The organism is Acidithiobacillus sp. AMEEHan, from assembly GCF_030996345.1.
Taxonomy (GTDB): Bacteria; Pseudomonadota; Gammaproteobacteria; order Acidithiobacillales; family Acidithiobacillaceae; genus Igneacidithiobacillus.
This window is the reverse complement of sequence record NZ_CP118747.1, coordinates 1,504,206-1,524,532: the sequence shown is the minus strand read 5'-3', so window position 1 is coordinate 1,524,532 and position 20,327 is coordinate 1,504,206. Positions and strand designations below refer to the sequence as shown.

Sequence of the window (20,327 nt, the reverse complement as noted above, 5' to 3'; positions counted from 1 at the left end):
AAAAGGGAGGGAAATCGCAATGAAAAGATGGCTCATACCTGTTGCTGTTGTGGCGCTCGCCGGAAACAGCATCGCAGCCAATGCGGTGAATTGGTGGGACCTTGGAAACACCAAGGTGGGACCGGAACAGACTCTGCAACAGTTTCACGAATATTTCAAACAGCAATTTCCCAGCATGCCGTTAGAGAAATACGCGCTGGGAGCCTATGCCTTCAGTCCCCAGCTCTACGCACAATATCAGGAAGCCATGCAGTTCAACCCAGGAGACCTGACTCTCTCCGAAGGGCAGAAGCTCTGGGACAGTAAATTCAAAAATGGGAAAACCTATGCCAGTTGCTATCCCGATGGCGGCAAGGGGGTAGCTGCGCATTATCCGATGTTTGATAGCAAGACCAACCAAGTCGTCACCATTGGTATGAGCATCAACGCCTGTCGCAAGGCCAACGGCGAAGCGCCGCTGAAATATGGCAGTCAGGACATGATCGCATTGCAGACCTATCTTGGGTCGCTGTCCAATGGTATGCCCGTCGACGTGCAGGTCAAAGGGCCGGGCGCGGTGAAGGCATTTGAGGAAGGAAAGGCCTATTTCTTCATGAAGCGTGGGCAACTCAACTTCTCCTGTGCTTCCTGTCATGTTGCCTATGCCGGGAAATATCTGCGCGACCAGATCATCTCTCCAGTGGTTGGGCAGAGTGCCCATTTCCCTACCTATCGGGCGGCGTGGTCGGCGGTAAATACCCTACAAAAGCGTATGGAAGGCTGTGACAAGAAAGTGGGTGCGCAACCGGAAAAGCTGGAGAGCGTCAACTATCGTAACCTGGAATATTTCATGAGTTATCTCAGTAATGGCATCAAGATGAATGTTCCGGGCTATCGGCCGTAAGGCGGCGAGCTTTCTGCTGATCACATCTGTCGTACCAGAGGAGTTGTCCATGTTTCGTATCGCATCCCTTGCGGCAAGACTCAGCGTTGCTTTGGCCAGCGCTGGCTTCGCCTGTATCGCCCACGCGGCACTCGTTGCGGCGCCGGTTTCCGGCATGCCTAAAATCAATACCGATTCCCCGTTGTATGTCGTAGCCGTAGACCAAGGAGTGACGCCCGCTCAGATTAAACTCGGTATCAGCAGCGGTGCCGAGGCGGAAAACATGAATGTCGTCGGCACGCTGGATGTACAGCAGGGTTTGCAGGAGCGCGGCATCAAAAGCAATACGCCTTATGTGATTTATGAGGTGTGCAATCTCGTACTGGGTGCGAAAATTTTGCAGAGCACCCCGGAGTTCGGCGCTTTCGCTCCGTGCAAGATCGTCATGTATGAAAGTCATGGGCAATTAAAACTCATGACCTATTTACCCACCTATGCGCTGCGCTATTTCCCAAAGAATACCGAAGCAGAAAAAGTGGCCAAGGAACTCGATAAACAGATCATCACCGTAATGAAACAGGCCAAATCCGGCGGTCTGTAAACAAGAATTGGGGAGGTATCATCGTCATGCAATTGGGTAGAAGAGATTTTTTGCAACTTTTGGGCGTCGCTGGGGCCAGCGGCTTTTTTGCGCCCGGCGCCATCCAGGCCGCCTGGGGGAGCGACAAGGACCCCTACGATATTCCCGCATACGGGAATGTGACGCTGCTGCATATGACTGATTCACATGCCCAGCTTCTGCCGGTCTGGTGGCGCGAACCCGATACCAACATCGGTGTCGGCCCGGTTCTGAATCAGACCCCGCATCTCTGCGGCAAATGGATGCTCGATTATTATGGTCTGGCCCACCGCGGACGCGACGAGTACGCCTATTCCTGCCTGGATTTCGATACCCTCGCCAAGCACTACGGAAAAATTGGCGGCTATGCGCATATCGCTACGCTGGTAAAACGCTATCGCAGCCAGCTCGGCAATCGCGCCCTGCTGCTCGATGGCGGAGATACCTGGCAGGGTTCTGCGACTGCACTCTGGACCAAGGGTGAGGACATGGTCGGAGCGCAAAACCTGCTCGGTGTGGATGACTTCGTCGGTCACTGGGAATTCACCTATGGACAGAAGCAGGTCGAATACCTGGTAAAGAACAAGTTGAAGGCCAAGTTTCTGGCGCAGAACGTGTTCAGCAACACCTGGCAGGAGCCCGTCTTTCAGCCTTATCAGATCCACGAGATCAGCGGTCGTCGCATTGCCGTGATCGGTCAGGCATTCCCCTTCACCCCCATCGCGAACCCTGCCTACATGATTCCCGACTGGGGCTTTGGCATTCATACCGAGCACATGCAGAAAATGGTAGACGAGTGCCGCAATGACAAGAAGGCAGATCTGGTGGTCGTCCTCTCCCACAATGGCGCTGACGTGGACAAAAAAATGGCCTCTCTGGTCAAAGGAATCGACATCATTCTCGGCGGGCATACGCACGATATCATGGGTCCCAAGCCTTTCCAGGTGAATCAGACCTTGATCATCAACACCAGCACCAACGGCAAGATCTTGGCGCGCTTCGATCTCGATGTCGGCAAAGGCAAGCTCAACGGCTGGCGCTTCCACTATCTGCCGGTGTTCTCCAATCTGATTCCCGCCGATGCCGCAATGAGCGCGTACATTGACGGGGTACGCAAGCCGTATCTGGAAAAATTGCAGCAACCCCTGGCGACCACGGGTAGCCTACTCTATCGGCGTGACAACTTTAACGGCACGTTCGACCAGCTCCTCTGCGATGCCTTGCGCGCCGAGATGGATTGCGAGGCCGCGTTCTCGCCTGGTTTCCGCTGGGGCTACTGCAAGCTGCCCGGGGAGACCATCACCATGGAAGATGTCATGGGGCAGACGGCTATCACTTATCCCCAGGTGACGGTCAACAACTATACCGGCGAGCAGATCAAAAACATCATGGAGCAGGTGGCGGACAACATCTTCAACCCCAATCCCTACTACCAGCAGGGCGGTGACATGATTCGCGTCGGCAACATCCAGTATGACTTCAACCCCGACGAGAAGATCTATCATCGCATCAGCAACCTGCGTATTGGTGGCAAGCTTGCCAGTGCGAGTAAAAAGTACAAGGTCGCCGGCTGGGCTGCCATGCAGCCGGTGGAAGGCAAGCCCGTCTGGGAAGTCTTTGCCAGCTGGCTGCAGAGCCAGAAGCATGTGGAAGTGAAAAAGGTCGATCTACCCGTCCTGAATGCGGACATGCGCGACAATAAGGGCATTGCCTTCCCCAAAAGCTACCACCTGTAACGGGACAAGCTGGTAACGAGCGGACTCCGCCGGCCAATTGTGCCGGCTTTTTTGTAGCCAAATCGCTACAGTTTCAGTCGCTTACCGGTTCTTGGGCTTTGCCATGGCTTCTGCTAGACTGGCCGGGCATTTTTTGGGACCGCTGCGCAGGCGCGCGGCCCACGAACAGCATTGGCTTCTGGACCCCCATGCAGGATCACAACTAAATGATATTCAAGCGCTTTCTTGGACTGTTTTCGAGCGATCTGGCAGTTGACCTCGGCACGGCGAACACCCTGATCTATGTACGCGGCAAAGGCATCGTCCTCTCTGAACCCTCGGTAGTGGCGATCCGCATCGGTCGCCACGGCGCCGACCGGCGTACGCAGGCCGTTGGCGAGGAGGCCAAACGTATGTTGGGACGCACACCAGCCAACATCATCGCCATCCGCCCACTGAAGGATGGCGTCATCGCCGATTTTCAGATCACTGAGGCGATGCTCAAGCACTTCATCAAACGCGTCCATCCCCAGCGCTTTCTTAGCCCGAGTCCGCGCATCATCGTTTGCGTACCCTACGGGGCAACCCAAGTCGAGCGGCGCGCCATCCGAGAGTCTGCCCAGAGCGCTGGTGCCCGGGAAGTGCATCTCATCGAAGAACCCATGGCAGCGGCCATTGGCGCGGGTTTGCCGGTTGCCGAACCCACCGCCTCGATGGTAGTGGATATTGGCGGTGGCACTACCGAAGTCGGCGTGATTGCCCTGGGCGGCGTCGTCTACTCGCAGAGCGTGCGCGTCGGTGGCGACAAGATGGACGAAGCCATCGTCAATTACATCCGCCGCAACTATGGTATGTTGATTGGCGAGAGCACCGCTGAAGAAATCAAGAAAACCATCGGTTGCGCCTACCCCTTGAGTGAAACCCTGAGCATGGAGGTACGCGGACGTAATCTTGCCGAGGGGGTCCCGCGCACCTTCAGCATCTCCAGCAACGAAATCCTCGAGGCCCTGCAGGAGCCTCTCGGCGCGATCGTCGGGGCCATCAAGCTGGCCCTGGAACAGACCCCCCCGAACTCGCCGGCGATATCGCTGAGCGCGGCATGGTGCTGACGGGCGGCGGTGCCCTGGTGCGCGATCTCGATCGTTTGATCATGGAAGAAACCGGGTTACCAGTCATCGTTGCCGAAGACCCTCTCACCTGTGTGGCTCGCGGGGGAGGCCGAGCGCTCGAAGAATTGGAGCGCCTGGGCGAGGTATTTGCGGAAGAGTGAAGCGTAGACGCCAATGTCTGGCTTGTCGCTGAGTCGCCCCCTTCCATCGCTGCTGCGCCTCGTCCTACTGGGCGCAGTCAGCGCGGGGCTGAGCTTTTACAGCATTGGACACCCCAATCTGCAAGCATTCGGCCTCAGCCTGGCGCGCCCGATCTTCTGGCTCAATGGGCAAGTGAGTGACGCTTGGTCGGCGGCCAGCGGTTACCTGCAGGGACAAGAGGCGCTACGGAGAGAAAATGCAGATCTCCGGCAACGCCTGCACGCCTTGGAGGCCGAAAACCTCGCGTTACCGATATTACGCGCAGAAAATCGTCAGATACTCGCCCTGCTGGACAGTTTTCCCACGGCACCGGGTCGGGTGACGGTAGCGCAGGTCGAGGCCCAAAGTCTGCTCTCCGGAAGTCAACAAATCACTATCAATGCGGGCTCGGCAGAAGGTGTCTATGTCGGTCAGCCTGCACTTGCACCCGGCGGCGTAATCGGACAAGTGGTCACCGTGAGCCGCGATAACGCCAGAATCAGTCTCTTGTCGGACCTGTCCAGCTCCGTTCCCGCGCAACCACTGGGGGTGGTGAACCACTGCTGGTAGATGGGCAGGGGAGCCTACAGGCATTGTCTGTGCCCTTTCAGTCACGTGACACAAAGCTGGTTCCGGGGATGGAACTGGTCACTTCCGGGCTGGGTGGCCGTTTCCCTCCCGGTCTGCCACTGGGCGTGGTGCAAACCGTAGAGCGGAGGAGCGACGGCTCGTTTGCCAAGATTGAAGTTCGCCCGAGTGCCAATCTGGCAGCACTGAACACCATCCTTCTGCTGTGGCCGCAGACCCGCCGCTCATCGGATCGATGAAGGCAGGGATTCTGTTCCTTGGCTTTCTTCTAGCCTTTCTCCTGGAATCGCTGCCATTTGGCCCACTCTACGCGCAGTTGCATCCCGACTTCGTGGCACTGCTTATCTTGTACTGGGCTTTGAGCAGCGAGCAGGCCCTGAGCTACGTGGTCATTTGGTTGATTGGTCTGCTCCAGGATTTACTCCTCGGCGATCTTCTTGGCGCTCAGGCAATCTCCCTCGTGCTTATGTTGGTCTTGCTCTATGCTTGGATGAACCGGGTGCGACGACTCCCGCCTTGGGAGCAGCTCTTCTTTATCTTTTTTTTGCTTCTCGCCCAACAGCTAGCTGCCTGGCTCTGGCCGCTGTTACTGCGACCGATTGCCTGGCACAACGCGCTCCTTATCGGTCCGGCACTGGGCGCTGCCCTCTGGCCGTTGTTGACGTATCTCCTCGACCAAATGCAGCGCCACTGGCCACAACTGAGGAGATGAGCAGATGAACTCCAGCAACCGACCGCAACGCCTCGCCCGAGTTTTCAGCCACATTGATCCCGCGTTGATGACCGGCATCCTGCTGCTTATGGGGATCAGCTTGGCAGTGCTCTATAGTGCCAGCCAACAGAACCTTCACGTCGTATGGGCACAATTACTGCGTTTCACGATCGGGATTGGCGTCATGATCGCCATCGCCAATACGCCGCCCGAGCGCCTGCGCGCCTGGGCTCCGCCCCTCTATGCCGTGGGCATCGTGCTCTTACTGCTGACCTTGGTCGTCGGCGAAACCAGCATGGGCGCCAAACGCTGGCTGGGCGTCGGAGCCCTGAGTTTTCAGCCTTCCGAGCTGGTCAAGCTCGCTCTGCCGCTGATGCTCGCCTACTACTATTCGCAGGTGGACGATGTGCGCCTGTGGCGACCCGCGGTCGTCGGTTTTGTGTTGATCGGCGTGCCCTTTCTCCTCATCGCCAAGGAACCCGACCTGGGTACTGCAGTGCAAATCGCAGCGGCGGGGCTCTTTGCCATGTGGCTGGCGGGCGTGCGACGACGCTGGTTCATTGCCCTGATTCTGCTTGCCGCCATCAGCGGCCCGGTACTCTGGCATTTTTTACATGGCTACCAAAAGGAGCGCATCCTCACGTTTCTCGATCCGCAACGCGATCCACTGGGCGCCGGCTACCACATCATCCAGAGCATGATTGCCATTGGTTCAGGGGGAATCTTTGGCAAGGGCTGGTTCCACGGTACCCAGGTCAACTTGGATTTTCTACCTGAGGCGCAGACCGATTTCGTCTTCGCCGGTTTCGCTGAGGAGTTTGGTCTGGTCGGTGTGCTGCTGCTGATGGCGGTATATCTCCTTATCGTCCTGCGCGGCCTGGTCATTGCTTTCGAAAGCCGCTCCCGCTTCGGGAAATTGCTCGCTGGCACTCTCAGCCTGACCTTTTTTCTCTATGTTTTCATCAATATGGGCATGACCAGCGGCATTCTGCCGGTCGTCGGTGTTCCCTTGCCGTTGATCAGTTATGGCGGGACGGCGATGCTGACCTTTCTTGTCGGTTTGGGTATCCTCATGTCGATTCATTCGCACCCCCGACTTCACGACTAACCCGCCTTTTTAGCAGGATGTTCATGGCTTCTATGCGTACTTTCTTCAACAGTGTTCTGGCTACCTTACTTTTCACCTTCTCCACCCTGGCAATGGCCGTCACCCCAACGCCGCAATTGCCGATTCCACCGGCACCCTCTTTGCCCAATGTGGCGAGCTACGTCCTGATGGATTATCAAACAGGACAGGTCATTGCGGCGAAGGACCCGGATTTGCGCCGCGCGCCCGCCAGCCTGACGAAATTGATGACGGCCTACCTCACCTATCAAGCGATTGCCGACGGTAGTCTACGCTTACAAGAAACGGTTCCGGTTTCGGACGCTGCCTGGAAAACTGGTGGTTCCCGTATGTTTATACAGCCACGCCTGCCGGTGACGGTGGATCAACTCCTGCACGGGCTGCTGATCGATTCCGGCAATGACGCGGCGGTGGCTCTTGCCGAGGCCATCGGCGGTAGCCAAGAGGCATTCGTCACCCTGATGAACAATGCTGCAGCAAAGCTGCAGCTGCATTCAACCCACTACAGCAATGTAGATGGTTTGCCCGACGACAATCTGTATACGACCGCTTATGATGTCGCTGTGTTGTCGCGTCATATGATCCAACAATATCCGCAAGTCCTGCAGATCACCAAGCTCAAATCCTATACCTACAATAACATCACCCAGCGCAGCTGGAATCCGGTATTGTTCCGCGACCCCAGTGTCGATGGGTTGAAGACCGGACTTACCGATGCCTCTGGGCATTGCATCGATGCCACGGCCGAGCGCAATGGCAGGCGTTTGATCGTCGTGGAGATGGGTGCGCCCAGCTGGTCTTCTGGTACGGACGCTATCGAAGCCCTGCTCAATTATGGGTATCGTTTCTACGAGAACCAGGAACTGGCTGCCGCAGGCAAGCAGGTGGGCGTAGCATCCCACAGTGACTGGTCGCCGATGCAGGTGCCCGTCTCCGTGGCCGAGCCATTGATTGTAACCGTTCCGCATGGCCGCGCCGCCGATCTGCAAACCCACTTGCTATGGACGCCAAAGGTGCAGGCGCCCTTCGCCAAAGGGACCGTACTGGGGCAACTGCAGGTAACTCTGGATGGCAAGGTCGTGCGCAGCGTGCCGGTCCTCGCCAGCACTGCGGTGAGCAAGGCGTCCTGGCTCGGACAGCTGTGGCATCGCGTCAGCGCCGCCCTCTGAGGTCGAGGACTTCACCTGATGCCGTGGAAGCACTACCATGCGGGAGTAAGTACCTCGGGCAAGACGAGGCGCGATGAGGAGCAGGCATGGAAACGCTAGGCGAAAGGCCAGACGATTTTCCCCATATCCACCATGTGAAGGCTATTGGTCAGCACGACGATCTGCTCGGCGCGGTGCGGGCAGCCGTCGCCGTGCATGTGCCGGATATATCAGAGCAAGCATTCAGCGTGCGCGCTAGTGGTGGTGGTAAATATACCGCCGTCACCTGCTCAGTGACGGTGCATGATGCCGAGCACCTGCAGGCCATCTACGCCGCAGTGCAAGGGATCGAGGGGGTGATGCTGTGCCTGTAGAGCTCTCCGACGAATCCATTTCCGTGCGCTGCTGGCCCGGTCTCCTGCCTTACTTCACCGTGCTCGACGCCATGCGTGAATTCACCCGACAACGTGACGAGACAACTCCTGATCAGATCTGGTTGTTGCAGCACCCCCCGTCTTCACCCTAGGTCGCAATGCCGATGCAGCGGACGTGCTTGATCCTGGCCCCATCCCGGTGATCCGCAGCGATCGCGGCGGTAAGGTGACCTATCATGGTCCTGGCCAATGGGTCGCTTACCTCCTCATCGATCTCGCCCGCTGCGGCTGGAATGTGCGACAACTGACGCTCGCCATGGAAAATGCCGTCATCCACCTGCTTGCGCAACACGGCGTCAGTGCCCAAGCGCGCCGCGACGCCCCGGGGTATATGTACAGGGAGCCAAAATTGCGTCCTTGGGGTTGCGCATTCACAAGGGCCGTAGCTACCACGGATTGAGCCTGAACACCGACATGGATCTCAGCCCTTTTCAGCGGATTCATCCTTGTGGTAGCCCCGGCCTGGAAGTCACGCAGGTACACACCCTCTGCCCAGATCTGTCCTCGGAAAGCGTGGCCAAGGAGCTACTCGACAGTCTCTCCATCGCCCTCGGACGGCCCTTGCACAAAGGGGGTAGCTGATGGCAAGCGCCGAACGGGGAGAGGAAAAGGTCCGCCGCAACCCCGTGCCCATTCCCGTCGTTGCCGAACCGTCTCGGCGCCAGCCAAAGCCCGACTGGCTGCGGGTGCGTTCGCCCTTGAATCCACGTGTGGATGAATTGAAGACGATTCTGCGACGGGCAAACCTGCACACGGTCTGCGAAGAGGCTTCCTGTCCCAATCTGGGAGAGTGCTTTGGTGGCGGAACGGCTACCTTCATGATCCTCGGCGATCTATGTACTCGGCGCTGTCCCTTCTGTGACGTTGCCCATGGCCGACCACAGGCTCCTGATCCCGAGGAACCTGCGCACTTGGCGCAGACCGTTGCGCAGATGGGGTTAAAATTCGTTGTGGTGACCTCCGTTGACCGCGACGACCTGCGGGATGGCGGCGCCGGGCATTTTGCCGCGGTCATCGCCGCATTGCGTCAGCAATGTCCGGAGCTGCAGATCGAAATTCTGGTTCCAGACTTTCGCGGACGTCTGGATAAGGCCCTCGATGCGCTGGCCGAATATCCCCCCGATGTCCTCAACCATAATCTGGAAACTGTACCCAGGATCTATGCCCAGGCGCGTCCAGGCGCAGACTACGCGCATTCTTTGGAGCTCCTGCGCCGCTATGGAGAGCGCCATGCCGATGTCCCAACCAAGTCAGGCCTCATGCTGGGCCTGGGGGAAGAAATCGGGGAGATCATCGAAGTGATGCGCGATCTGCGCGCTGTCGGCTGTTCGTTGCTCACCCTCGGACAGTATCTGGCGCCCTCGCGCCATCATTACCCTGTGCAGCGCTACGTGGCGCCCGATGAGTTTGCGCAGTTGGAGCAAATCGGACGAGAAATGGGATTTCGTCACGTGGCAGCCGGCCCCTTGGTACGCTCTTCCTACCATGCCGAGCATAGTTTCCGTGAGTGGTCTGACCCACTGTAGCGTGTGACGCCGATCTATCTGCTCAGCCTCGGCTCCGCCTTGGTCCAGCCGCCCGGCGTCTTCCTGGGCATTGCGGGTATCGGCCTGCTCCTCAGCGCATTGGGCGGCTGGCATTCCCTAGGCAGAATCGTGATCGTCCTCGCCCTGTTCGGCATCTATTTCACTGCCACCCCGATTGGCGCACGTCTCCTGCTGCAGCCGCTGGAAGATCGGTATCCACCGCTGTTGCATCCCCTGCGCGGAGACCTGGCGCCGCAAGCGATCGTTGTACTGGGTGGCGGCGAGATCGTCAATCCAGATCGGCCGGTGCCCGAGATGGCCAATGCACGAACGATGATGCGCTTACAGGCGGCCGCCGCGCTGGCGCGACAAGTCGATCTACCCGTAGTACCCAGTGGCGGCGCGCCCAGTTTCGGGGCGCCCAGTGAGGCGGCGACCATGGCCAGCCTGCTGCGGCACAGCTTCCATGTCGATAATCCGATCTGGCTGGAGGGCAAATCCTACAATACCGCTGCCAATGCCAAGGACAGCGCGTCCCTGTTACGCCAACACGATATTCGCCGAATCTACCTGGTGACTTCGGCGGTCCATATGCCGCGGGCCATGGCTTGGTTTCGCCACTATGGTCTCCTGCCAACGCCCGTGCCCTGCGACTACCGGATGGGACAGGCGACCCCACTCTCCTGGCAGTCCTGGCTACCCCGCGCGATCTATGAGGAGATCAGCAGCGAGGCCATGCACGAATATGCTGGCCTCCTCTGGTATTACTGGCGCACCGGGAAGTTTTAACTGGACTTCTGCCCCGGCAAATAGACCTTGACGTTGATCTGATCCTTATTGGCCTGGCTCGCCAGCGGAAGTGGGGGAGGAACGGCAGCACCGTTGGCAGCGGGTCCATACGGCGCATACGCATAAGGCTTGGCGGGCAACGCCTGGACTAGGGTGGCATAGGTGGGCGTGCCCTTACCGATTGGCAGGGCAACGGTATTGTGCTCGGCAACCATACGCCGTACCCGCGCCCAGTCGATCTCTTCGTGCAAATGATTGGCCGCCATAAACTGCTTGATGGCGACCACCGCGCGTTGCAGATCCGTTGGTCCATCCTTGTGATACGCATGCAACGGCTTGTAGCACTGCAGGTAGATCTGTCCGTTGCGTTCGCCCACCATGTTCGGCTCGTCGATGATGCGCACCGGCGTTCCCACTGGCACCATGGGGAAGAGCTGCGCGACATTCTCCGGGTACATCTGGAAGCAACCCTGGCTGGATCGCATCCCGATGCCCCAAGGGTGGTAGGTGCCATGAATGAAGATTCCAGAGAGTCCCGTCTCCATGGCCAGCTCCCCCATGGGATTTTCCGCACCCGGCGGCCAATACCAGGGAATGTCCATGTGAAACTTCTTCTCAAACCAGGCGTGGATGTTTTTGGGCACGTACCATGCCGGCATCTTGAACTTCTGAATGATGCTGGTAGTGGTCAGACTCTCCTTCCAGCCGGGCAAGAACACCCCGACCGGATAGGTAAATACCACTCCCCGACCCTCCGGGAAGAAATAGATGCGCCGGGCAGGGATGTTGACGACAATTCCTCGCCAAGGCCCGGCGGGTAGCACGTACTCGTTGGGAATGACGACCTTGCTCGCCTGACCCGGCAGCCAGGGATTCACTCCAGGATTGGCGCCAACCTCCTGGTTATAACCGATATCATAGAAGCGACCGATATCGAGCAAGGTGTCATCGCGATGGCTGGTAACGGCTTGCAGGTTCCCAACCATGTTACCGTGCTGCGGTAAGGGGAACACCGTAGCCTGGGCGGCGAGCGGCGCCAGCGCGACATAGCCGGCAAGAAAAATTCTTCGTAGTGTGATTTGCAGCATTGCAACCTCATCCGAGAGGCTGGCAGAATCCCTAATTTCTTCTGCGCGGCCAGTTAATCCTGTTGTAACTTTGCGATTTTACCGAAAATGGAGCAAAAAGTGGAATCACCCTTTCTTCTCGAATTACGGCGCCATCTCCAAGATGAAACGCCCGGGACGGAAGTCCTGCGGACCGCCTTCATCCCCTTGGACCACCTCCTCGCCGACATCGCCACGGACCTGCAGATCGTCTACGACGGCCCTGGCGTGGGACTGGGCACCCAGCCGAACCTGCACCGCCTGCGCGTTGCCCAACACCATTGGACGGGTAGCGAGCAAGCTTGGGGTCTGGCGGTATGCAGCTATGCCGGGCCCGGAGAACCGCGCAGCGAGTGGCGCATCGCGCGTGCCAGCCGCGAGCGTCTGCCGGTGATTTTGCGGGCATTGCCCGAGTTTTTCCACGGCTACGCCGAACTGGCACTCAGGGAACACCCCGAGCGCGGCAGCTGCAAACGGCTACAGGAAATCGCGCATCTACTCGGGCGTTGACAGGCCGACAAAAGCATCTATCTAGCTCCTCGAAGTCCATTGGATCATCCAGGAGCCTTGAGTCTCAAGCCATGCATCTCCCCACGACGAGTCTGATACTGATCGGTGCAGCCGTGTTTTTGGTGGTGGCAGCGATTCTCTGGAAGTTATGGGGGCGCAAAGCCACGGGCCCAGGAAAAGCATCTGAAACCCCGATGTCGACCGCCGTGCAAGCTCCGCAGCCACCGTTGCCTGAGGTAGGCGCGCCGGCCGCCAGGGTGGCGGAAATCGAAGAGGTCAGCATACTGGACGAGGTAGAAATCTACCTCGCATATGGACATATCGATCAGGCAACGACGGCCCTTCGCTGGTATGTCGAGCATCATCCACAGGACCAGGAGCAAAGAAACCGGCTCCGCAATCTCTACATCGAGGCTCTGGATTATCCGCATCTCGCAGAGCTGCTGGAGGAAGATCTCGACCAGCAAATTCTGGACATCCATGCGGTCCGCGACCTGACCTTACAATGCCTGCAGAAGGACCCGCAAAATCTGCCACTACGCGTGTTGGCCGAGACCCGACTACAACTCAGTCTGGCAAATATCGAACAGGAACTAGGCCGTCAGCAACCCCTCCCAAAGGAAAATCTGCTCGCGCGCGAGCAGGAACAGCTGGAGCTGGGTTCTGTCCATCGCGACCTACAGCAGGCAATCGTCCATCCTGAACCGCTCGAACTGACCGACATTCCTCTGCACGCATTTCAGCGGCATGCAGCGGAGCATGAGCGAAAGGAAGAGATTGCAGCAGATGCTCTGCTGTGTGGTTCAGAGCCCCAATCTCCGCTCAATGACGAGGAAATCCGGGTGGTTAGCACCCTCGTTGGTACGGGGCATGCGGTCGCATTACTGAGAGAAGCGGGCCAGGACGCAGCCGCGGCAACTCTCCTACAGCGCGAGGTCGTTCTATACCCGAAACGACTCCGTCTCCACGTACTGCTTCTCCAGATCTTTTATGAACAGGGAAACAGCCAGGATTTTGCCCGCACTTTGCTGCGGTTGCATATCATCCTCTGGGGTCTAGGGAAGGCATTACGCCAACGCCTGCTCAACCTGGGGCGGCAATTGGGTCAAAACGACCTATATAACGACTTGGAACATAGTGAAGGGAGAGAAAATCAGGTGCTACCGAGTCTCGCAGAAAAATATCAATTATATGTTCCTACCAGCACTATCCCCGTAAGCAGCGCGCAATTGGTGGAGGAACGCCTGCGCCGCGATCGAGAGATTGCCGAGGTGGATGCCGATGACCCAATTTTACGCGACTTCAATATGCTCCTCGATTATGGCCAAGTAGAGGAAGCCGTCGATTTGCTAGAACAGTCAGCCCTTGCCTCACCGCGAAAGTCCGGCTATTTCCTCCCATTACTGGAGATGTATGAACGCATGCAAGCACGCGATCGTTTTGCTCGATTCAGCAAAAGGATCATCCACAGTGACCCACAACCTGACGAAGCCATCCTGCGGCAACTGTACCACCTGTCCGAACGCCTACAGCGAGACATCAGCGCTACCGCCTGAGGAGGAAAATCATGACTGACAAGGCACAGATTGCGGGAACCCCTTCGATTCTCGTTCGCGGGATTGGCCTCGATAGCCGAAAAGAGGCCGTATTTCGTATGGCCTTTCGCATGAACCGTAGGGCGAATTATAGTTTTCTCGAAGCGGATGATCGGCAGGTGCCGGATGCGGCGATTGCCGATCTGGATTCTCCCGACGGGCTCGCCGAAGCCAAGAAATTTCGTCAGGAACACCCCGAGATTCCCCTACTTGCCACGACTGTAGTCCCCAACAATTTTCCCCAGTTCGTGACGCTGGCCAAACCGATCCGCATGGAAACCCTGTTCCCCGCGTTGGAGCAGTTGCTGCGTCCATCACCAACGACCCGAGAATTGCCTCCGCGGGAGCCCCCGGAACCAGTAGAGCAGGCCCGAAGTTCTACAGCAGCGGCGAGTCCAGCCAAAATCCCCACGAGCGTGCAGCAGCCGCCGGTAAGGGAGAAACCCAGTTTTGACCCGAATCAAATCAATTACTTCGATCCGGAGCAGGGCCTTCTCGCGCTGGTTCAGCGGGCCATCCGCGATCAAATTCCCGTAGGAATCGTCGATCGACGTAATGGAAGATTGCTCTGGCAGATCCTTCCAGAGCAGGAAAGGGTTGACGCCAGTGTCAGCATGGAAGAGGCACAAGCAATCTTTCGAGAAGGAGAAGAAAACCTCATTCTCCGAGATGGCGCCTCTTTCACCGACAACAAATCCGTTCATTCGATGACGCTTACGGAATATCTTTGGCAGATTCACGCAATCGCTGCGGATGGTCGCCTGAGCCGGAAAATTCCATTGAATCGCCCAGTAAAACTGCGCCGGTGGCCCAACCTTACGCGTTTATACCCACTACCCGAGGCGCTGCGTTTGGCGGCTTTTCTCGCCCGTTCACCGGCATCTCCGGCATTGACCATTCGGATGTTGCAGGTACATTCCCAGGCCCTCTTCAATTTTCTCGCGGCCGCTGATGCCCTGCAATTATTGGAATATAGTTCCGCCGCAGGCATGGCGTCAGAGCCGGCGATCTCCTCCGACACCCTGGCGGAAGCGCAACGGCCGAGTCCTGCGAAGCGCGGTCTTCTTGGCCGTCTGTTAGCGAAGATTGCAGGGCTATAGTGATGGAAATGAATAATAACCGGGAGACCTATTTATGAGAGAGGACAATAAAATCGTTTTCACCGGCCCGGTTGGCGCAGGCAAAACTTCGGCGATATCTGCTATCTCTGATGTGCCCATCATCTCTACTGACGCGAAAGCGTCAGACATGACCATAAATCGTAAAGGCCACACCACGGTGGCTATGGACTATGGGATTCTGCACCTTGGCGACAAAAGCAAGGTACATTTATACGGCACTCCAGGGCAGGAACGCTTTGATTTCATGTGGGACATCCTGACTACCGGCGGACTTGGGCTGATATTGATGCTGGACAACACACGCCCCAATCCGCAAAAGGACATGCATTTCTTCCTCCATGCATTCAAGGACTACATTGCCGAGGTTCCGGTGGTCCTGGGCATCAGCAAGACCGATGTCAACCCCCGCCCGGATACCGCAGACTATGCAAAAATGCTCGCGGAGGTCACCCAGGATCTGCAAATGCTCAATCCTGTTCCGCCGATCTTCGAGGTGGACGGGCGCAGCAAAGAGGACGTGAAGAACCTGGTCATGGCGCTACTCTTCTCCATCGATCCTGGTCTGGGAATGGTGCCATGAGCATCGAACTCGTCACTGCTGAGCGCCCTCTGTATGCCGAGTTGACGCCAGCGGGTGCATTCTATGTCAGCTCGGGACCCGAACTGGAAGGCAACCGGTCGATTCTCTTCCATATCCTTCGCGAAGGATCGCGCAACCCTTTCAACCCGGAAGCTGCCTGCCGCTGGACCCGATTGGATTCGCTGGATGACGCCTTGCGCAGTATTTTCCGCCTGCAACGCCTGGGTCTGATCCGCGGCAATCCCGAGCCACGCCACCCACCCGAGCAGCGCCTGGAAGACGTCCTCCCGGGGTTACTGGCACAGCTATCGGACGGGCAACGCGCTCTACTTGCCGATGAAAACGGCTTTTACCTGTCAACATCGGGCTTCCTGCATGAATCCGCGGAGGAGCTTGCTGGACTTTCCGCTGATTTGCTCAGCCTGCAGGGCCGACATGGGAGGTTGTTGCGCAACAATCTCCGCATCCACAGTGAAACCTGGGCGCTGGTCGACCCCGCGGGACAGTCTGAGCTCGGATTCTGGCCGCTATTCATTGGTCCGCAGCGCTTTATGTTGATCATCGGCGGTACCCCCCTACTCCAGAGCCAGCCCTTCGTCACCCTCGTGCAAATACTCGATCAACGGTATCGCTAAACGTCTTCATCCTTTTTTATTGGGAGTTTTAACGCCATGCGTGAAGAAATGCTTAAATCCATCCTCAGTGACCTCAACGGCTCTTCCGCCGACATCGAGGCATCTGCAGTCATATCCACCGATGGGTTGACCATCGCCTCCCTGCTCGCCGGCAACATGGACGAGGATCGCGTCGGTGCCATGGCTGCCGCCATGCTGTCCCTGGGCGACCGCACGGCGGCGGAGCTGGCCCGCGGAGAGCTGGAACAGGTGATGATCAAGGGAGATTCCGGATACGTCCTCCTCATCCATGCCGGACACGATGCCGTTCTCACCGTAATTGCCAGAAAGGAAGCAAAACTTGGCTTGATTTTTCTGGATGCGAAACGCGCCGCCCAAGGCATTGCGGAACTTCTGTGAACCCAGACTTTCCCGATACCGGGCATTCGGCCATAATTGGCGTCCTCGTGCAGCGGGGTCGCCATGACTTTTCAGGAAATCATCCAACAGTTACAGCAGTTTTGGAGCGAGCAGGGTTGCGTGGTGCTGCAACCCATGGACATGCCCGTGGGTGCCGGCACCTTTCACCCGGCAACCTTTTTGCGGGCAATCGGTCCGGAACCCTGGCGTGCTGCCTACGTACAACCCTCCCGCCGCCCCACCGACGGTCGCTATGGCGACAACCCCAATCGGCTACAGCACTATTATCAGTTCCAGGCAGTACTCAAACCAAATCCCCATAATCTGCAGGAGCTGTACCTGGAATCCTTGCGGCGCCTGGGCATCGACATTGCGCTGCAGGACATCCGCTTTGTCGAAGACGATTGGGAGTCACCCACCCTCGGTGCCTGGGGTCTGGGCTGGGAAGTCTGGCTAAATGGCATGGAAGTGACGCAGTTCACCTATTTTCAGCAGGTCGGTGGCCTGGACTGTCGCCCGGTGATGGGTGAAATCACCTACGGCCTGGAGCGCTTGGCCATGTATCTGCAGGGTGCCGAAAGTGTTTATGACCTGATCTGGACACCCGGCGTGAGCTACGGCGACGTCTATCACCAGAATGAGGTGGAGCAGTCCCGCTACAATTTCGAGCTGGCTCCGGTAGACGATCTATGGCAACGCTTTGACCGCGCCGAAGTCGATTGCCAGAGCCTCATCGCGGCCAAGCTGCCCCTGCCCGCCTACGAACGGGTGCTCGACTGCTCCCACACTTTCAACCTGCTCGATGCCCGCCATGCCATCGCCGTCAACGAGCGCGCACGCTTCATCGGCCGGGTACGCAATATGGCGCGTGCGGTAGCCGAAATCTACGCCGAGGCTCGCGCCGAGCTCGGCCACCCGCTATTGCAGGGAGTTGACGCATGAAGTCCCATCCCTTGTTACTGGAAATCGGTTGCGAGGAACTGCCGGCAGCGGAACAACAGCAGCTGCAGGAAAGCGCCGGGGAGATCATGATTCGTCTACTCGACGAGACCGGCATCGAGTATGGCGAGATCCTCCCCTTCATTTCGCCACGCCGGATCGCTTTGCTCATCCCCGATCTCGCCGCTAGCACGCGTGCCGAGGAAGAACTCCGCCGCGGACCGTCGTTCGAACGCGCTTTTGTCGATGGCAAGGCGACAGCGGCGGCCGAGGGTTTTGCCCGCTCCTGTGGTGTCGCCGTGACCGACTTGGAACGGCTGGAAACCGAAAAGGGTACGATACTGGCGTGGCGTATCCAGCATCCTGCTCGCCCCGTGGCGGAACTGTTGCCCGAGCTGGTCACGCGCTGGGTCGAGTCCTTACCTTTGCGCAAGCGAATGCGTTGGGGCAAGCGAGAGGAAAGTTTCTCCCGTCCCATTCGCTGGCTGCTTCTCCGTTTTGCCGACCAGGCCCTGCCCTGGCAGGCCTTTGGTCTGCAAAGCGAGGCCCATAGTTTCGGTCATCGCGTCCATCATCCTGGCCCCGTGCCAGTCGTGCAACCGCAGAGCTATTCCCAAGCCTTGCTACAGGCAAAGGTCCGCGCCAATTGGCAGGAACGCCGCGCCTATATCGCAATGGAACTGCAACGCTTGGCGCAGGAGCTGGACTGCACGCCCGTGCTTGCCGATGCCCTCCTCGATGAGATCACCGGACTTTGCGAATGGCCCGTAATCCTTGCGGGCGGTTTTGCCGAGGAGTATCTGCGGATCCCCGAGGAAGTTCTGATTACGGTGATGATTCAGCACCAGCGCTATGTCCCCTTACGCACTCAAAGTGGCTGCCTGGCTCCGCGTTATCTCTTCGTAGCGAATATCGAAAGCCGGGATGCACAGGTCGTCATTCATGGCAACAACCGGGTGCTGCGCGCCCGCCTCGCCGATGCCGCCTTTTTCTGGGACCAGGACCGCAAAAGCAGCCTGGCGGCACGCATTCCCGACCTGGACAAGGTCTCCTTCCAGGATGGTCTGGGGAGCATGGGCGACAAGGTGCGGCGATTGCAAAATCTTGCTCCCAGGGTGGCGGCGATGGTCGGTGCCGATCCCAAGGATTGCGAGCGCGCAGTGCAACTCTGCAAAAGCGATCTGCTCAGCGGCATGGTGGGAGAGTTTCCGGAGCTGCAGGGCATCATGGGATCCTACTATGCCCGCCATGATGGTGAATCCGCCGCCGTTGCCCAGGTCATCGGCGAACAATATCGGCCAGCAGGACGCGATGACGCCATACCGAGCTCGGCGGCCGGGCAGGCGCTCGCTCTGGCAGATCGCATCGATACCCTCTATGGCTTTTTTGCGCTCGGGAAAATCCCGACCGGCGATCGCGATCCCTTTGCTTTGCGCCGCGCCGCATTGGGCATTCTGCGCATTGCGCTGGAAGGAGAACGCTCTTTCTCTCTGGGTGAGCTCACGCAGGTCAGTCGCAGAAGCTATGCCGCGACACTGCTTCCCGGCGCGGAACCCAGTGCAAAACTCAGCGAGTTCTTTCAGGACCGACTGCGCGTGCTCTTACGCGAGGAAGGCTTCGCCGCCGACCGTATCGCAGCGATTCTGGCGGTGGCCGGTGACAATCCGCTCGACGCCCGACGCCGACTGGAGAGTCTCAGCACCTTTCTCGCCAGTGACCCGCGCGCCGATGATCTGGTGGCACTGATCAAGCGCGTCAGCAATCTCTTGCGCAAGGAGGAAAGCCCGGAAAATGCAGCCCTGCAGCCCGGCCTGCTGCAAGAAGCGGCAGAAAAGGCGTTATGGAACGCCTGGACGGCCATCCGCGAAATCGTTGAGGACGACCTTGCCGCCAAGAACTACCATCACGCATTTGTGACCCTCGCCAGCCTGCGCGACCCGGTGGACCGCTTCTTTGCGGAAGTGATGGTACTCTGCGAAGATCTTGAGCTCCGGCGACAACGTTTGGCGCTGTTACGAACGTTGCAAAGTGCGTTTTTGCATGTCGCCGATTTTTCTCAGCTGCAGGGCCGCGGATGACGCATCTGCTGATCCTCGACCGCGACGGCGTCATCAACGAAGACAGCGATGCCTACATCAAGTCCGCTGCCGAATGGCGGCCGATTCCCGGCAGTCTGGAGGCCATCGCCCGCTTCAATCGCGCGGGCTACACCGTCGTGGTGGCGAGCAATCAGTCAGGCATCGGCCGGCGCCTGTTCAGCCTGCGCGCCCTGGGCGCCATCCATTCCCGTATGCGGCGGGAGTTGGCGGAGGCTGGGGGACGGATCGACGCGATTTTTTTCTGCCCGCATCACCCGGAAGCCGGCTGTGCCTGCCGCAAGCCAGAGGATGGCATGTTCCGCGAGATTGCCGAGCGCTTTCATGTTGATCTGCAGGGAGTGCCAGCCGTCGGCGACAGCCACCGCGACCTGCTAGCGGCACGCAGTGCCGGTGCCAGCCCTATCCTGGTACTGACTGGTAAAGGAAAGAAGGCGGCAGATAACGCGCGAGCCGAAGGCGTACCCGTTTTCCCGAATCTGGCCTCAGTCGCCGACGCCCTACTCGGTCACTAGGCGATGCCGCGAGTCTTCCGTAG

Annotated in this window: 23 protein-coding genes and 1 pseudogene; 23 read left to right on the top strand and 1 reads right to left on the bottom strand. The window is 58.4% G+C overall.

The window, feature by feature from the left end; translation table 11 throughout:
• The first annotated feature begins 19 nt into the window (after nt 1-19).
• From soxA to ORD17_RS07790, 14 genes and pseudogenes are all read left to right on the top strand, one after another.
• Complete coding sequence (soxA, locus tag ORD17_RS07850) at nt 20-883, top strand: sulfur oxidation c-type cytochrome SoxA (protein ID WP_308387801.1); 864 nt, start codon at nt 20-22, stop codon at nt 881-883.
• Nucleotides 861-1,463, top strand: a complete 603-nt coding sequence (locus tag ORD17_RS07845) for a DUF302 domain-containing protein (RefSeq protein ID WP_308387800.1) — start codon at nt 861-863, stop codon at nt 1,461-1,463. Before soxA ends, ORD17_RS07845 begins: the two co-directional genes overlap by 23 nt.
• Before the next feature lie 26 nt (nt 1,464-1,489).
• Nucleotides 1,490-3,217 (top strand): thiosulfohydrolase SoxB, encoded by a 1,728-nt coding sequence (gene soxB, locus ORD17_RS07840; protein ID WP_308387799.1) that lies wholly within the window; start codon nt 1,490-1,492, stop codon nt 3,215-3,217.
• A 209-nt stretch (nt 3,218-3,426) separates the two neighbouring features.
• A pseudogene (locus ORD17_RS07835) lies at nt 3,427-4,466 on the top strand (rod shape-determining protein).
• A gap of 13 nt (nt 4,467-4,479) precedes the next feature.
• On the top strand, nt 4,480-5,055 hold the full coding sequence (mreC, locus tag ORD17_RS07830; protein WP_308387798.1) for a rod shape-determining protein MreC: 576 nt from the start codon (nt 4,480-4,482) through the stop codon (nt 5,053-5,055).
• A 29-nt stretch (nt 5,056-5,084) separates the two neighbouring features.
• Entirely contained in the window at nt 5,085-5,312 is a 228-nt protein-coding gene (locus ORD17_RS07825) for a rod shape-determining protein MreC (protein ID WP_308390075.1), read from the top strand.
• A complete protein-coding gene (gene mreD, locus ORD17_RS07820) occupies nt 5,309-5,785 on the top strand; it encodes a rod shape-determining protein MreD (RefSeq protein ID WP_308387796.1) in 477 nt (158 codons plus the stop codon). The genes ORD17_RS07825 and mreD overlap by 4 nt, the downstream gene beginning before the upstream one ends.
• A gap of 4 nt (nt 5,786-5,789) precedes the next feature.
• Nucleotides 5,790-6,893, top strand: a complete 1,104-nt coding sequence (gene rodA / locus ORD17_RS07815; protein WP_308387795.1) for a rod shape-determining protein RodA — start codon at nt 5,790-5,792, stop codon at nt 6,891-6,893.
• Between the two features lie 23 nt (nt 6,894-6,916).
• A complete protein-coding gene (locus ORD17_RS07810) occupies nt 6,917-8,080 on the top strand; it encodes a D-alanyl-D-alanine carboxypeptidase family protein (RefSeq protein WP_308387793.1) in 1,164 nt (387 codons plus the stop codon).
• A gap of 86 nt (nt 8,081-8,166) precedes the next feature.
• On the top strand, nt 8,167-8,433 hold the full coding sequence (locus tag ORD17_RS07805) for a DUF493 domain-containing protein (RefSeq protein ID WP_308387791.1): 267 nt from the start codon (nt 8,167-8,169) through the stop codon (nt 8,431-8,433).
• A 175-nt stretch (nt 8,434-8,608) separates the two neighbouring features.
• On the top strand, nt 8,609-8,893 hold the full coding sequence (locus ORD17_RS13470) for a hypothetical protein (protein WP_374693361.1): 285 nt from the start codon (nt 8,609-8,611) through the stop codon (nt 8,891-8,893).
• Nucleotides 8,851-9,075 (top strand): hypothetical protein, encoded by a 225-nt coding sequence (locus ORD17_RS13465; RefSeq protein ID WP_374693360.1) that lies wholly within the window; start codon nt 8,851-8,853, stop codon nt 9,073-9,075. Before ORD17_RS13470 ends, ORD17_RS13465 begins: the two co-directional genes overlap by 43 nt.
• Nucleotides 9,075-10,019 carry a lipoyl synthase gene (lipA, locus tag ORD17_RS07795; protein ID WP_308387790.1) on the top strand — a complete coding sequence of 315 codons (945 nt, stop codon included), beginning with the start codon at nt 9,075-9,077 and terminating at the stop codon, nt 10,017-10,019. Before ORD17_RS13465 ends, lipA begins: the two co-directional genes overlap by 1 nt.
• Before the next feature lie 3 nt (nt 10,020-10,022).
• On the top strand, nt 10,023-10,808 hold the full coding sequence (locus tag ORD17_RS07790) for a YdcF family protein (protein WP_308387788.1): 786 nt from the start codon (nt 10,023-10,025) through the stop codon (nt 10,806-10,808).
• Here ORD17_RS07790 and ORD17_RS07785 read toward each other — a convergent pair.
• Nucleotides 10,805-11,896 carry a L,D-transpeptidase family protein gene (locus ORD17_RS07785; RefSeq protein ID WP_374693359.1) on the bottom strand — a complete coding sequence of 364 codons (1,092 nt, stop codon included), beginning with the start codon at nt 11,894-11,896 and terminating at the stop codon, nt 10,805-10,807. The genes ORD17_RS07790 and ORD17_RS07785 overlap by 4 nt on opposite strands.
• A 99-nt stretch (nt 11,897-11,995) precedes the next feature.
• On the opposite strand from ORD17_RS07785, the gene ORD17_RS07780 reads away from it, so the two are divergent.
• The 9 genes from ORD17_RS07780 to gmhB all read left to right on the top strand — a co-directional run bounded on the left by ORD17_RS07780 (nt 11,996) and on the right by gmhB (nt 20,304).
• Nucleotides 11,996-12,424 carry a hypothetical protein gene (locus tag ORD17_RS07780; protein WP_308387787.1) on the top strand — a complete coding sequence of 143 codons (429 nt, stop codon included), beginning with the start codon at nt 11,996-11,998 and terminating at the stop codon, nt 12,422-12,424.
• Between the two features lie 71 nt (nt 12,425-12,495).
• Nucleotides 12,496-13,980 carry a hypothetical protein gene (locus ORD17_RS07775; protein WP_308387785.1) on the top strand — a complete coding sequence of 495 codons (1,485 nt, stop codon included), beginning with the start codon at nt 12,496-12,498 and terminating at the stop codon, nt 13,978-13,980.
• Between the two features lie 11 nt (nt 13,981-13,991).
• Entirely contained in the window at nt 13,992-15,119 is a 1,128-nt protein-coding gene (locus ORD17_RS07770; protein ID WP_308387784.1) for a response regulator, read from the top strand.
• Between the two features lie 34 nt (nt 15,120-15,153).
• The gene (locus tag ORD17_RS07765; RefSeq protein WP_308387783.1) at nt 15,154-15,720 is read left to right on the top strand and encodes an ATP/GTP-binding protein; all 567 of its coding nucleotides are present in this window, start codon (nt 15,154-15,156) and stop codon (nt 15,718-15,720) included.
• Nucleotides 15,717-16,355 carry a roadblock/LC7 domain-containing protein gene (locus tag ORD17_RS07760; protein ID WP_308387782.1) on the top strand — a complete coding sequence of 213 codons (639 nt, stop codon included), beginning with the start codon at nt 15,717-15,719 and terminating at the stop codon, nt 16,353-16,355. The genes ORD17_RS07765 and ORD17_RS07760 overlap by 4 nt, the downstream gene beginning before the upstream one ends.
• Before the next feature lie 36 nt (nt 16,356-16,391).
• Nucleotides 16,392-16,754 (top strand): roadblock/LC7 domain-containing protein, encoded by a 363-nt coding sequence (locus tag ORD17_RS07755; RefSeq protein ID WP_215872275.1) that lies wholly within the window; start codon nt 16,392-16,394, stop codon nt 16,752-16,754.
• A gap of 63 nt (nt 16,755-16,817) precedes the next feature.
• Nucleotides 16,818-17,696: a glycine--tRNA ligase subunit alpha gene (gene glyQ / locus ORD17_RS07750; protein ID WP_308387780.1), complete on the top strand. Its 879-nt coding sequence runs from the start codon at nt 16,818-16,820 to the stop codon at nt 17,694-17,696.
• The gene (gene glyS / locus ORD17_RS07745; protein WP_308387778.1) at nt 17,693-19,771 is read left to right on the top strand and encodes a glycine--tRNA ligase subunit beta; all 2,079 of its coding nucleotides are present in this window, start codon (nt 17,693-17,695) and stop codon (nt 19,769-19,771) included. Before glyQ ends, glyS begins: the two co-directional genes overlap by 4 nt.
• Nucleotides 19,768-20,304 (top strand): D-glycero-beta-D-manno-heptose 1,7-bisphosphate 7-phosphatase, encoded by a 537-nt coding sequence (gene gmhB / locus ORD17_RS07740; protein ID WP_308387777.1) that lies wholly within the window; start codon nt 19,768-19,770, stop codon nt 20,302-20,304. Before glyS ends, gmhB begins: the two co-directional genes overlap by 4 nt.
• Nucleotides 20,305-20,327: the final 23 nt, after the last annotated feature.